The sequence below is a fragment of the Terrabacter koreensis genome (genome assembly GCF_054783315.1).
Window position 1 is genome coordinate 539291 of sequence record NZ_BAAGQU010000005.1, and the last position, 12857, is coordinate 552147.

Below are 12857 nucleotides of genomic sequence, written 5' to 3' on the forward strand. Positions count from 1 at the left end.
CATGGACAACTCACACCATCAGCTCACCCAGAAGCTCTCCTCCCTCCGGTCGTCACGACGCGCGGTGCTGCGTGGCGGTCTGGCCACCGGCGCCGTCGCCCTCGCCGGCACCTCCGTCGTGGTCGGCAGCCGCTCCAGCGCCGCGGCGGTCATCCCGTCCACCGACCCGTTCACGCTCGGCGTCGCGAGCGGCGACCCGGCCCCTGACGGCTTCGTCATCTGGACCCGCCTCGCCCTCGAGCCGCTGGCCGCCGACGGCCGAGGAGGTATGCCGTCCTCCTCCTACCAGCTGGGCTGGCAGGTCGCGTCCGACGAACGTTTCGAGGATGTCGTCAAGGCGGGTTCCGTTGCAGCAGAGCCGGTTTGGGCTCACTCTGTGCACGTCGAGGTGCAGGGTCTGCGCCCCGGGCGTGAGTACTTCTACCGCTTCCGCCTTGGCAAGCACCTCTCTGCGCCCGGCCGTGCCGTGACCGCACCCAGCGCCCTGGAGACACCGTCGTCGTTCGCGATGGCCTTCGTCTCCTGCTCGAACTTCCCGGCGGGCCACTTCACCGCCTACCGCCACCTCGCCGACGAGCGGCCCGACGTGATCCTCCACCTCGGCGACTACCAGTACGAGGGTGCCGGCAACGGGGTCGGCCGCGCCCACGTCGGCCCCGAGACCAAGACGCTGGCGGGCTACAGGCAGCGCTACGCCCAGTACAAGAGCGACCCCGACCTTCAGGCGGCGCACGCGGCGGCCCCGTGGCTCGCCGTCTGGGACGACCACGAGGTCGACAACAACTACGCCGGCGACATCCCCGAGAAGCCGGCCGAGACGCCGACCTTCCTCGAGCGGCGGGCAGCGGCCTACCGGGCGTACTACGAGAACATGCCGTTGCGCCGGTCGTCGGTGCCGAACGGCCCCGACCTCGACCTCTACCGCCGCGTCCAGTGGGGCCGGCTCGCGAACCTCCACATGCTCGACACCCGCCAGTACCGTTCCGACCAGGCTTGCGGCGACGGCTACAAGGACTGCCCGGACGCCGCCGACCCGTCGCGCTCGCTGCCCGGCATGGAGCAGGAGAAGTGGCTGCTCGACGGCTTCCGCCGGTCGCAGGCGCGCTGGGACCTGCTCGGCCAGCAGGTCTTCTTCGGCCGCCGCGACAACGACGCCACGGCGAGGACGACGGTGTCGATGGACGCCTGGGACGGCTACCCCGCCTCGCGGCGGCGCGTCACCCAGGGCTGGGTCGACGCCGGGGTGCGCAACCCCGTCGTCCTCACGGGCGACGTGCACGCGCACTGGGCGTCCGACCTGTACCTCGACTACGACAACCCCGGCGCGGTCGTCGGCTCCGAGCTGGTGACGAGCTCGATCACCTCGGGCGGCAACGGCTACGACAGCCCGACCGGCCAGCACCCGTGGGCTGCGTGGAACCCGAACCTCCGCTTCTGGACCAACCTGCGCGGCTACGTCTCGACGACGATCACCCCCGATGCCCTCACGGCGCGCTTTCGTTGCGTGCCGGTCGTGACGACGCCCGGCGCCGAGGTGTTCACGCGTGCCGAGTTCGTCCTCGACGACGGTGAGCGCGGTCTGCGCCAGACCGCCGACAACCCGCTGCCGGCGACGGCCGCCCGCCGTTCCGCCGTGGCCCCGGTGACGGCTGTGCCGTCCGACGCGCAGATCGTCGCCGACACCGTCCGCGAGGAGACCCACACCACCGGCTAGCCCTCACGGCCTTCATCGAGAAAGCAATCCCGTCCGCCCACATCCCATCGAGAAGGCAATCCGCCCGGACGGATTGCCTTCTCGATGGGTGTCGGGGCATCCGGCGGGAGCGGCTGCACCGAAGATGAGGTGTGGCAGAGAGGACCTATCGCTTCGTCATCGCTCTCGCCCGCGCCGGCTTCGCGGCGCTCGGGCTGCGCATCGAGGTCCGCGGCGCCGAGCACCTGCCGGTGGTCGGCGGTGCGGTGCTCGCGAGCAACCACGTGAGCTCGCCGGACTTCCTGTTCGTCGGGCTCGTCGGGCGCGAACGCGGCCGCTACGTGCGGTTCCTCGCCAAGCACGGCGTCTTCCTGCCACCGGTCGTCGGCGATGCGATGCGCGCCATGCGGCACGTCGAGGTCGACCGCGCGCACGGCGAGGTGGCGCTGCGGCACGCAGTGGAGTCGGTGCGTGCGGGTGAGGTCGTCGGGATCTTCCCGGAGGCGACGGTCTCGCACTCCTGGGAGCTGCGTCCGTTCCGCCCGGGCGCGGCTGCGGTCGCCATCTGGTGCCAGGTGCCGCTCGTGCCGGTCACCGTCTGGGGCAGCCATCGCATCGCGCGGGGACGCTCGGGCCGGTTCGCCCTCCGGCGGGGTGTCCCCGTCACGATCGTCGTCGGCGAGCCCCTTCGTCCGGCACCGGACGCCGACCCGTATGCCGTCTCGGAGCAGCTGCGCGCCAGGGTCGCGATGCTCCTCGACGAGGCGATGGCGGTCTATCCGGACCGCCCCCGGGATGACGCCGAGCGCTGGTGGCTCCCGCGATCACGTGGCGGCACGGCCCCGACCGTCGAGGAGGGGCTGCGCATCGACGAGGAAGGCATGCGACGCGCCGACCTCGCCGCCGAACGACGAGCCCAGCGCTCCCGCAGGCGGTTCCGCGAGGCGCGCGACTCCCGCTGAGGGCGCTGCGGGGCTGCGCCAGCGGTCACTGCTGACGCGTGGCTCGCTCCAGGGCAGCGAGGTCCGACCGGTCCTTCTCGCCGTCGTCAGGGTCGTCGCGCGGGCTGTTCTTGTCGCGCAGCAGGACGTCGAGAGCGATGACCCGAGCCGATGTGCCGTGCAGCGACCGGCGGGCACTCCCGAACGACCGTTCCGACCACACGGCGGGTTCCGGCTCGAAGGGCAGCAGGACCCGTTCGCCGTCATGGACCACGAACGTCAGCTCGAGGAGCACTCCGTCACGGCGGTAGCGGGTGCCCACGACCTCGCCGGCCTGCGGCTCGTGCGCCCAACCACAGGCAACCAGGAGGCCGTGGACCGCGGGACGGTCGACCAGCAGGACGGCCAGGTCGACGTCGTGGTGCTGACGGGTGACCCGGCCGCACCACAGGTCGACGGCCCAACCGCCGAAGAGCCAATGGTCGAGACCTGCCCGCTCGAGGTCCGCCCCGACCTCGGCGATCGCCTGGAGCTGGGCCCGAGCCGACTCGCTCGGCGACCCGGTCGGAGGGACCTCGAGCGCCCGATCTGCCCCGTCGTCCATGCCTCAGGGTAGGGCGGCGCCGACCGCTTGGCACGAGCGTCGGCAGTCAGTAGCCCATGCCCATCACCGCACGCACAGTCGCGAGCGTGCGCTCGGCGACCTCGTTGGCGCGGGCGTTCCCCTCGCGCAGCACCGAGGCGACGTAGGCCGGATCGCGGGCGAGGCCGGCCCTGCGCGCGCGGTGCCCGGCGAGGGACTCGTTCACCGCCTCGGTGACGATCTCCTTGAGAGCGCGGGCGCCGCCGTCGCCGACCCGGTCGGCCACCGACTCCGGTGACTCCTCGAGGAAGAGCCCGGCGATCGTCAGCAGGTTCGCCACGGCCGGACGCGCCTCGGGGTCGAAGGTGATCCGCCGCTCGGAGTCGGTGCGCGCGGCGCGGATGCGAGCCACCGTCTCGTCGGCGGTGTCGCGCAGGTTGATGACGTTGCCCTTGCTCTTGCTCATCTTGGTCCCGTCGGTGCCGAGCAGCAGCGGCACGTCGCTGAGCAGCGCCTCGGGCTCGGGGAACACGCTGTGCCCGGCGGCATACCTCGTGTTGAAGCGGCGTGCGATCGCCCGCGTCTGCTCCAGGTGCGGCAGCTGGTCACGGCCGACCGGCACGATCCTGCTGTGGCAGAAGAGGATGTCGGCCGCCTGGTGCACGGGATAGGTGAGCAGCAGCCCCGAGAGCGGCCGCCCGTCGGAGAGGGCGAGCTCGTCCTTGACCGTCGGGTTCCGGCGCAGCTCGGCGTCCGTCACGAGGGACAGGAACGGCAGCATCAGCTGGTTGAGGGCCGGTACCGCGCTGTGCGTGAAGACCGTCGTGCGCGTCGGGTCGATGCCGGCCGCCAGGTAGTCGAGCACCAGGCCCTGCACGTTGGCGCCCATCTCACCGACCGAGTCGCGGTCGGTGATGACCTGGTAGTCGGCGATGACCACGAAGGTCTCGACGCCCTTGTCCTGCAAGCGGACCCGGTTGCGCAGGCTCGCCAGGTAGTGCCCGATGTGCAGCGGCCCGGTGGGGCGGTCACCGGTGAGCATGCGGAAGCGCGTCGGGTCGGTGGCCGCGTGCTCGTCGATGAGCGCGTCGAGGACCGCGCTGCGCTCGCGCGCGGCGGCATACGTCGCAGTGGCATCGGCGTTGACCACGTGATCCGCCACGTGATCCGCCACGTGATCCGCATGGGCTGCGTGTTCCGCTTGGGCTGCGCGGGCTTCGTGGACTGCGTGGTCGGTGGTGGTCGTGCTGGTCATGTTCGTCTCCTGTGGTCGTGCCCACGGGAGGACCGGCGCCGAGGCGATCCGACATGCGGAGCCTGACATGCGAAGAGCCGCCCGTGGGCGGCTCCGGTTTCGGGTTGGTTCGACGGGCCGCCTCAGCTGGGCAGCCACCACGCGCGGATCGGTGCGACGGTCGAACTCATGTCAGTCAGGGTACGCGAGGAGGACACGTTCCGCGACGAGGGTCACCCACCGGCTCGGGCTCCCGGCGCGTTCGTCGGGCACATGGGTGGCGCCCGGGTAGGCGCGGTTGGCGCACCACCGACCCTCCGGCCCGCGCTTCTCGCGGACCAGCGCGAGGGCTTCGTCCATGCGTGGGTCGCGCGGGAACCGCTCTGCTGCAAGGGAGTCGAGCCCGCGCAGGATGTCGTAGTGCCACCGTGCGGGGAAGTGCAGGCGTGCCATCTCAGGATGGATGACCTCACCGGTGCGCTCGCTGCGCAGGAGCCGGTGTCGCAGGAGGAACTCGGCTGACGTGGCGTACGCCTCTCTCAGCTCGTCGAACCGGTGGGAGCCGCCCGCCCGCACGTACTGCGTGACGCCTTCCATGACGCAGACCGTCGTGTGCAGCGACGAGTGCGTGACGTGGGCGCCGCCACGGTTGTGCCGACAGTTGAAGCCCCCGTCGGCGACCCGCTCGCGCAGGAGGAAGTCGACGACGCTGCGCAGCTGCTCGTCCGTGGCCCCGAACCAGCTCGCGTAGCGCAGGCCCATGCCGTTGACGCAGGCGTCGCTGGGCCGCCTGCGTCCGGAGGGGTTGAGCCCACCGTCGTCCGCCTTCTCGGAGTCGAGGATCAGCCGGACCGTGGCCCGGGCGGCGGGATGCGTCGGGGACAGGCCGATCTCGCAGAGCTGGAGCAGCGTGTAGTGGCTCGACGTCCACTTGGGTTGGTAGAAGCCGCGGCCCCAGTGACCCGTGGAGCCGCGGGCAGCCAGGATCGCTGCCCCGGTGCCCTCGGTGGCGACGAGGGCCTGGAGGGCGGGGTCGTCGTGACCGAGCAGGTCTCGGGTCGCGACGTAGCGCACCGATGCATCGCCCTCGAGCAGCCAGGTGAGCACCTCCGACGTGGCCACGATCTCATCGTCGCAGGGCTGGGGGGCCAGCGGGCGACCTTAGGCTGAAGGGCGTGCCAGACCCGACCCGCTCGACCCCCACGCCGGCCGTCATCGACCAGCTCGCCGCGCTCACCGACCTCCCGGACGTTCGTGCCCGGGCCGAGGCCGCACGAGAGGCGTGCACCCGGTTGCGCTTCCACGAGGCCCTGCGCCGCCGCATCCCCGAGGCTTCCGCCGAGTCTCGGGTGCGCGGGGCGCAGGCGAGCGCCGCGCTCGACGGCGCGGAGTTCCCCGTCGACCTCGTGCGCGAGCTGATGAGCGGAGCCCGGGCCTGGCCCGACGACCTGGACCCCGGCCTGCGCACGCTGAAGGGAGCCGTGGCCGCGACCGCGGAGAGCGAGCGGGTCGTCGCGCTCGTGCGCACGGCGCCGCTGCAGGCGCTCGCCCGTCTCCACGTCGCAGCCGCCGCGCCGGTCGTCACCGACGAGCGACTTGGCCGGCCGCGCATCGACGACGAAGGCTGCACCGAGCTCGTCGACCTGGGCCCGGCGCCGGCGCCGCCGGTCGTCGCGGCACGGCTGGCTTCGCTCTCCGACGTCGTGGTGGCCGCCGGGGGCAGCAACCGGGTGCCCGCGGCTGTCGTCGCGGCGCTCGTGCACGCCGAGATCGCCTCGATCAGGCCGTTCGGTCACGGCAACGGGCTCGTGGCCCGGGCCATGGAGCGCGCGGTCGTCCAGGCGCTGGGGCTCGACCCGACCGGTGTCGCCGTGCCCGAGGCCGGCCACGTCTCTGGAGGTGGCCCGGCCTACCTGGGGTCGCTCGCGGCATACGCCCGGGGAGACGCGGCCGGGGTCGGGCTGTGGCTCACGCAGGCGGGCGAGGCGTACGTGCGTGGTGCTGCCGAGGGGGAGCGGATCAGCGACGCGGTGCGTGCGGGGCGTCTCACCTGACCCGGCCGTGGTCGGGCGGGCACGCGGCGTTTCGTGCGGGATGTCCACGATGCTGGACAGTTTCTGGGCCTGATCGGGACGTTGCTGGGGGCGAGGGGTGTCGCCACGCCGAGGCCGTGGAGTAGAACGGAGTCAGGAACCACATCGCCGAGAGGCGTAGATCCGGATCCACGCAAGACAGATGTCACGAGAAGACCCCGAGTACCCACGCGAGAGCAGTTCCCTTGGAACAGTCCACCTCCGGGCGCACAACCGGAGCGACACTTCGACAATTGCACGCTTGGTAGCCCGGACTTCTCTGGAGGCCCCTCGACCAGGTCGAACCCCGTCGAGGGGCCTTCGCCTGCCTGGCTGGGCGCCACACGAAGCCTCTGGAATGGAAGCGCTTTCTGGACATATCGGGCGACGCTTGTCGTGTCGTGACAAATCCTGAGAAACGACAGCGTGTCGCGACTTCCCGGTTTGCATTAGCGGGGCGAAACCTCCACGATTGACGAGGTGCTCCCCTCACGGGTCGAGCGCCACGCGATCTGGCTCCTCCCCCCCGGTGCCAGTCTCGTGAGGGTGGCCTCCGTCTTCCCCCGGACGGAGGCCACCACCGTTTGGGGTCCTTCGGCCCGCCCTCCACGTGCCCGTCTCGAGGGTTGGGGACGCGCTTGGGGCGTCGTCCACACCCCCTCGGGTGCAGGGCCCGTTGTCCACCGGCTTGCGTATGCCGCTGGGCCGGCGCGTGCGGCTGCGTGACGGTTGGCGCATGGGAACCGTCATCGCCTTCGTCCCCGCCTCGGGCGGGTTGGGTTCGTCGACGCTGGCCGCAGCGGTCGCCGTTCGTGCGGCCGCAGCGTCGCGCTCGGCCGTGCTGGTCGACCTCGACCCCTGGGGAGGTCCGAAGGACGTGCTCTTCGGGCTCGAGCAGGAGCCGGGGTGGCGGTGGCCCGAGCTGTCCGAGGTCGCGGGCGTCGTGGACGGACAGGGGCTGGCCGACGAGCTGCCCATGGCATGCGGGGTGCCGGTGCTCACGAGCCCCGGCGTCGCTGTGGTCCCGGCGGACGACATGCCCCCGGGTGATGATCTCGACACCCGACCCGCCACGCGACCCGCCACCCGACCCGTCGGGTGGCTCGACGGGTGGCTGGAGACGGTGCCCGACGTCGTCGCGGGGCTCGCCGACGCTCACGAGGTGACGGTGCTCGACCTCCCGCGCGACGACCGGGTGCTGGCGTCTGTCGCCGTCCTCGTCGACGCCGTCGTCGTCCTCGTCGGCTCGCAGGTGCCCCAGCTCGCCGCGGCCGCCGCGGTCGTGCCGCAGCTGCGACGCCTCCTCGGCAGCCTCCGCGAGCCGGTGGTGCGCACGTGGGGCGATGATCCGCTGCTACCGATCGAGCCGTGGGTGGTGCTGCGGGGCAACCGGGTCGAGAGCGACCTCGAGAATCTCGTGATCGACCAGCTCGACGTGCCGGTCGTCTCGACGATCGGCCACGACCGCACGCTCGGGGCCGAGATGCACGAGGGCCTCCCGCCGGGCACCCGAGGGCGCGGCGCCGTGGTCCGGGCCGCTGACGAGCTGCTGCTGCGGCTCGTGACGCAGTCGGTCGCGGCATGAGCGGCCGGTGGTCACGATGAGCCTCAGCCCCGCGGTGTGGCAGCGGGTGCGCGACGGCATCTCGCCCGACGGTGGCGCGGTCGCGGAGGTGGCCGCCCAGGAGCAGGGCGCTCTCGGGGTGCGGCGGGTCGCAGAGACCCGTTCGGCGCTCGCGTCTCGCGTGCTGGGGGCCGGACCCCTCGACGGCTGGCTCACCGAGCCCGGGGTCACCGACGTCGCGGTCAACGGTGACGGCTCCGTCTGGGTCGACCGCGGCCGGGGCATGGAGTGGGTCGGCGAGCGGCTGGAGGCCGATGAGGCCCGCTCCCTCGCGGTGCGCCTCGCAGGCCTCGCCGGCAGACGCCTCGACGACGCGAGCCCCTGGGTGGACGGCCAGCTGCCGTCCGGCGCCCGGCTCCACGCGATGCTGCCGCCACTGGTCGCGGGCGGCCCGCACATCACGATCCGCGTGCCCCCTGGCGAGGCCGTGTCGCTCGATGGGCTGTGCGCCCGCGGCATGATGCCGCGCGAGTGGGAGTGCGTGCTGCGCGCGGCTGTCGAGGCGCGTCTGGCCTTCGTCGTGTCGGGTGGCACCGGCGCGGGCAAGACGACCCTGCTTGCGGCGCTGCTCGGCTGCATCGACCCCGTCGAACGGCTGCTCGTCGTCGAGGACGTCCGCGAGCTGAGCATCGACCACCCGCACGTCGTCCGGCTCGAGGCGAGACCGGCGAACGTCGAGGGGGCCGGCGAGGTCACGCTCACCACGCTCGTGCGGCAGGCGCTGCGCATGCGACCCGACCGCATCGTCGTCGGTGAGGTCAGGGGAGCCGAGGTGCGTGAGCTCCTCGCCGCGCTCAACACCGGCCACGAGGGCGGTTGCGGCACGGTGCACGCCAACGCGCCTGCCGACGTCGTCGCGAGGTTCGAGGCCCTCGGGGCGCTCGCCGGCCTCGCGCCCGACGCCGTGCGCGCCCAGCTCTCCGCCGCCATCGACCTCGTCGTGCACGTCACGCGCGACCGCGGACACCGACGTGTCTCGTCGGTCGCGGCGTTGTTCCGCCGTGACGGGTCACCCAGCATCGTCCCCGCGCTCGAGTGGGACGGTCCGGGTCACCCGCCGCGCACCGGCCCCGGCTGGACGGCACTCGCCGCCCGCCTCGCGCTGCCCGCCGCCGCGGCCGCGGATCGTCTGGAGGAGGCGTCATGAGGGTCGACCCGGCCACAGTCGTCGCCGCCCTGCTGCTCATCGTCGCCGTCCTCCTGTGGCCCCGGTCCCGACGCCATGGGGGAGTGGCGGTCAGGGACTCGGTCTGGGCCGAGGCGCCTCGGCGTCGAGGGCAGGAGGGTCCGGTGACGTCACCGAGCCTGTGGCACCAGGACCCCGTCGAGCTGTTCCGTCGCTGGCGGCTGCGGCGCCGCAACGGTGAGCTGGCTGACGACGTCCTCGAGCTGCTGCGCGGCGTCGGTCCGGCGCTCGATGCCGGACTCACCCCGAGCCGTTCCATCGAGCTTGCCGCCTCGGCTGCCTTCGGGGCGGAGCGGGTGGCCCGTGCCCGCGAGTGGGTGGAGCGGGCCCATCAGGCACCCGAGCGCCGCCGTGCCCGCCGAAGGGGGAGCGACCCAGCGACGTCTGAGGGCGACCTCGCGCGACCCCGCGCTGGCCTCCCGACAGCGGGGGGCCGACGTCGGGACCGACGTCTCGCAACCGCCCCAGGCGTGGGCCGGCGGGAGGCCCCTGCCTCCAGCGGTCCGATGCACGACATCGACCGCCTGGTCGGCGCAGTGCTCTCCTCCGCGGACCGGGCCGAGGCCGTGTCCCCGGTCTGGGCCCACTGGGCAGCCCGCAGCGGTTCGGCAGAGCTCGCACTCGTTGCCGCCTCCTGGCAGCTGTCCGAGACCACCGGCGCACCGCTGTCCTTCGCCGTCGACCGAGCTGTGCGCGGGCTGCTCGACGCCAGGGCCCGGCGCCGCAAGGTCGCCGTCGCGGTGGCCGGTCCGCGCGCCACCGTCACCGTGCTGACCGTCCTTCCCCTCACCGGGCCCCTCTTCGGCCTGGCCGTCGGCGTCGACCCCCGCACGCTCTATCTCGGCTCGGGAGCGGCAACGGCCTGTCTGGCTGCCGGGGTCGCCCTCGTCTGGGCCGGGAGGCTCTGGTGCACGCACATGGTCCGCCGGGCGGTGGGCCCATGAGTCCGTGGTCCCTCATCGCGGCGGCCCTGCTGGGCCTGGCGGTGTTCATCCTGCTGGGCGGCGTTCGCGCACCGGTCCCGCTCGGTGCGCCAGGCGACGTCTGGAGCGACGTCGACGGCCGCGAGGGCGATCCTGGTGGTCCTGGTGGTCCTGGTGGTTCGGGTGGTCCTGGTGGTTCGGGTGGTCCTGGTGGTCCGGGGGTGCCCGGGGCGGCAGGTTCCGCTGCTGCTCCAAATGCCACCACGCATCCCTTCCGGCTCGGCCGCCGCCTCGCACCGGGCCGCCTCGTGCAGCGCCGCGCCACGGTCGGACAGAGGCGTGCCGCCGTGGTGTCGGCCGGTGACGCCGACGTGTCGTCGGCGCTCGCCCTGCTCGCGCTGGCCTACCGATCCGGGCTGCCGACGTGGGACGTGCTGGACGCCGTGGCCGCCGGACTGCACGGGTCCGCCGTGCGAGACCTCCGCCAGGTGGCCGCCGCGCTGCGGTGGGGAGCCGATGAGAGCGAGGCCTGGGCCTCCGTCGGACCCGTCTGGGCGCCGGCCGCCCGTGCCGTCGCCATCGCGCACCAGGCCGGGGTGCCGCCGGGCCCGATGCTGCTGGCCGCCGCCGACGACCTGCGTGATGCACAGCTCGAACGGCTCGAGCTCGCCGCCGCGAAGGTCGGGGTGCGGTTGGTCGCTCCTCTCGGCCTCGTGCTGCTGCCCGCCTTCTGCCTCACCACGGTCGCACCGCTCGTCATCGCCCTCGCGGGCGACCTGCTGCAGGGATGAAGACGTGCTCCAGGAATGAGACGGCGATGAGACAGGGATGTGCAGGCCCCCAGGAAGTCCCGAGCACGCCGCTCGGGCAGTGAGAAGGCAAGACCAACGGAAAGGCAAGACCGATGAGGGAGAACCCATGTCCCGGAGACTGATTCGCCGACTGGCAGGCCGACCGACGTGCCGATCGAGGTCGCTGCGCCGCGACGTCGGGATGACGACGGCTGAGTACGCCGTCGGCATCATGGCCGCCTGCACCTTCGCGCTCGTGCTGCTCGGCGTCGTGAAGTCCGATGCAGTCCGCAGCGCCCTGACGGGCATCGTGCAGAGCGCCCTGGGGCTCGCCGGGTGACCCGACGGCCACCTCGCCTCGCTCGGCGCGATGGTGGGATGGTGACGGCCGAGCTCGCCGTCGCCATCCCGTCCGTCGTGCTCGTCCTGGCCCTGTGCCTCGTGGCCGTCAACGCCGCCGTCGACCAGATCCGGTGCATCGACGCCGCGCGGATCGCCGGCCGGGCAGCGGCCCGCGGCGACGACGCGGCTCGCATCCGGTCCCTGGCTGAGCAGGCGGCGCCCTCGGGTGCGCGTGTTGCGGTGGTGGGAGCCGGAGGCTCGGTGCGCGTGACCGTGTCGGCGCGCACCGGCGGTTGGGGTGGCCTGCCCGGCTGGGAACTGGAGGCCTCCGCCGAGACCCCCGTGGAGGCAGGCTCGTGACCGACTGCCGCAGCCAACGCGCCCGTGACCGGGGCGCCGCCACCGTTCTAGCCGTCTCGATCGTGGCGCTCGTCCTGGTGCTCACGGGTGGCGCGCTGGTCGTCGGGTCGGTGGTCGTCGCGAGCCACCGAGCGCGACTGGCGGCAGACCTCGGTTCCCTGGCCGGAGCCTCGGCGGCCCAGGACGGGTCGTCGAGCGCAGCGGCCTGCTCCGCCGCGCGACAGGTCGCCCGGGCCAATGGCGCACTGGTGCAGGCCTGCTCGGTCGACGGGGTGGATGTCGAGCTCACGGTCTGCGTCGACGCGTCGTTGTGGCCGGCTCCGGCGACGGCGCGATCCCGTGCCGGCCCGGAACGATGACGTCGTCCGGGAGGAAGCCTCGTGGCGCCCGGCCGGATCGCGTCAGCGGTTCTGCCAGGCGTCCGGAGCCGTGAGCAGCTGTCGCACCCGGTCCGGCAGGTCGCCGGTGCGCAGGTCCTCGAGCGACGTCTCGTCGAGCACCTCGCGGAGGCTGGCCCGGACCGCCACCCACAGGCTCGGCAGGTGCTCGGCGACGCCTTGGTACGCCGTCTCGTGGGGGCGCAGCCCTCGCACCTCGGCCAGCGGCCCGTCGACCGCGCGGAACACGTCGCCGACGCTGATCGCGCCGCGCTCACGCGCGAGCACGTAGCCGCCGCGCGCGCCACGCCGGCTCAGCACGAGGTCGGCTCGACGCAGGTCCGCGAAGATCGCCTCGAGGAACTTCCGTGGCAGCTCCTGCCGCGTCGAGAGCGTGTCGATGCTGATCGGCGCCGCCCCCTCCGCGTCGGCCTCCGCGAGGATCAGCATGGCGCGGACCGCGTAGTCGACCCGGGCCGAGATGTCCATCCGAGCAGTCTGCCGCACCGAGGCAGCGCCCGTGCACCGGACTCGTGCGAGATGCCTGGTGCGGCTGAGGCGGCGAGGTGTCGTCCCCTCGCCGCCTCAGTCATTCGGCCACCCGGTCTCCCGGGCCACCGGCACTCGTCTCGTCGTGACGAGTGGGCTTCACGGCATACGGTATGCCGTCGTGCGTGGCAGCGACCGGGCGGTCTCGACCGCCGTGGTTCCGCCTTCTCCATACCCGCACG

14 protein-coding genes are annotated in these 12857 nt (G+C 73.0%); 10 read left to right on the forward strand and 4 right to left on the reverse strand.

Annotated elements, in window-relative coordinates; all coding sequences use genetic code 11:
* Nucleotide 1 precedes the first annotated feature (1 nt).
* Both ACYVNR_RS14760 and ACYVNR_RS14765 read left to right on the forward strand, forming a co-directional pair.
* Nucleotides 2-1714 (forward strand): alkaline phosphatase D family protein, encoded by a 1713-nt coding sequence (locus ACYVNR_RS14760; RefSeq protein WP_461048921.1) that lies wholly within the window; start codon nucleotides 2-4, stop codon nucleotides 1712-1714.
* Between the two features lie 131 nt (nucleotides 1715-1845).
* Nucleotides 1846-2655, forward strand: a complete 810-nt coding sequence (locus tag ACYVNR_RS14765; RefSeq protein ID WP_461048923.1) for a lysophospholipid acyltransferase family protein — start codon at nucleotides 1846-1848, stop codon at nucleotides 2653-2655.
* A gap of 25 nt (nucleotides 2656-2680) precedes the next feature.
* Here the strand turns inward: ACYVNR_RS14765 and ACYVNR_RS14770 are convergent, their stop codons facing one another.
* The 3 genes from ACYVNR_RS14770 to ACYVNR_RS14780 form a co-directional block, all read right to left on the reverse strand.
* Nucleotides 2681-3238 carry a nucleotidyltransferase domain-containing protein gene (locus ACYVNR_RS14770; protein ID WP_461048925.1) on the reverse strand — a complete coding sequence of 186 codons (558 nt, stop codon included), beginning with the start codon at nucleotides 3236-3238 and terminating at the stop codon, nucleotides 2681-2683.
* A gap of 46 nt (nucleotides 3239-3284) precedes the next feature.
* The gene (gene trpS, locus ACYVNR_RS14775) at nucleotides 3285-4391 is read right to left on the reverse strand and encodes a tryptophan--tRNA ligase (protein WP_461049389.1); all 1107 of its coding nucleotides are present in this window, start codon (nucleotides 4389-4391) and stop codon (nucleotides 3285-3287) included.
* Nucleotides 4392-4643: 252 nt separating this feature from the next.
* Nucleotides 4644-5573, reverse strand: a complete 930-nt coding sequence (locus tag ACYVNR_RS14780) for a hypothetical protein (protein ID WP_461048927.1) — start codon at nucleotides 5571-5573, stop codon at nucleotides 4644-4646.
* A 53-nt stretch (nucleotides 5574-5626) separates the two neighbouring features.
* Between ACYVNR_RS14780 and ACYVNR_RS14785 the strand changes: the two genes are divergently transcribed.
* The 8 genes from ACYVNR_RS14785 to ACYVNR_RS14820 all read left to right on the forward strand — a co-directional run bounded on the left by ACYVNR_RS14785 (nucleotide 5627) and on the right by ACYVNR_RS14820 (nucleotide 12108).
* Complete coding sequence (locus ACYVNR_RS14785) at nucleotides 5627-6505, forward strand: hypothetical protein (protein WP_458803322.1); 879 nt, start codon at nucleotides 5627-5629, stop codon at nucleotides 6503-6505.
* A 754-nt stretch (nucleotides 6506-7259) separates the two neighbouring features.
* Nucleotides 7260-8108 (forward strand): CpaE-like family protein, encoded by an 849-nt coding sequence (locus ACYVNR_RS14790; protein WP_461048929.1) that lies wholly within the window; start codon nucleotides 7260-7262, stop codon nucleotides 8106-8108.
* 16 nt (nucleotides 8109-8124) lie between these two features.
* Nucleotides 8125-9294 (forward strand): TadA family conjugal transfer-associated ATPase, encoded by a 1170-nt coding sequence (locus tag ACYVNR_RS14795; protein ID WP_458803318.1) that lies wholly within the window; start codon nucleotides 8125-8127, stop codon nucleotides 9292-9294.
* Nucleotides 9291-10277 carry a type II secretion system F family protein gene (locus tag ACYVNR_RS14800; protein ID WP_461048932.1) on the forward strand — a complete coding sequence of 329 codons (987 nt, stop codon included), beginning with the start codon at nucleotides 9291-9293 and terminating at the stop codon, nucleotides 10275-10277. Before ACYVNR_RS14795 ends, ACYVNR_RS14800 begins: the two co-directional genes overlap by 4 nt.
* Nucleotides 10274-11047, forward strand: coding sequence for a type II secretion system F family protein (locus ACYVNR_RS14805; RefSeq protein ID WP_461048934.1), 774 nt, complete (start codon nucleotides 10274-10276; stop codon nucleotides 11045-11047). Before ACYVNR_RS14800 ends, ACYVNR_RS14805 begins: the two co-directional genes overlap by 4 nt.
* 127 nt (nucleotides 11048-11174) lie before the next feature.
* The gene (locus ACYVNR_RS14810) at nucleotides 11175-11387 is read left to right on the forward strand and encodes a DUF4244 domain-containing protein (RefSeq protein WP_045190649.1); all 213 of its coding nucleotides are present in this window, start codon (nucleotides 11175-11177) and stop codon (nucleotides 11385-11387) included.
* A 38-nt stretch (nucleotides 11388-11425) separates the two neighbouring features.
* Nucleotides 11426-11749 carry a TadE family type IV pilus minor pilin gene (locus ACYVNR_RS14815; protein WP_461048936.1) on the forward strand — a complete coding sequence of 108 codons (324 nt, stop codon included), beginning with the start codon at nucleotides 11426-11428 and terminating at the stop codon, nucleotides 11747-11749.
* The gene (locus ACYVNR_RS14820; RefSeq protein ID WP_461048938.1) at nucleotides 11746-12108 is read left to right on the forward strand and encodes an Rv3654c family TadE-like protein; all 363 of its coding nucleotides are present in this window, start codon (nucleotides 11746-11748) and stop codon (nucleotides 12106-12108) included. Before ACYVNR_RS14815 ends, ACYVNR_RS14820 begins: the two co-directional genes overlap by 4 nt.
* Nucleotides 12109-12150: 42 nt before the next feature.
* Here ACYVNR_RS14820 and ACYVNR_RS14825 read toward each other — a convergent pair whose 3' ends face one another.
* Nucleotides 12151-12615, reverse strand: coding sequence for an RrF2 family transcriptional regulator (locus ACYVNR_RS14825; RefSeq protein WP_045190644.1), 465 nt, complete (start codon nucleotides 12613-12615; stop codon nucleotides 12151-12153).
* Between the last annotated feature and the right edge of the window lie 242 nt (nucleotides 12616-12857).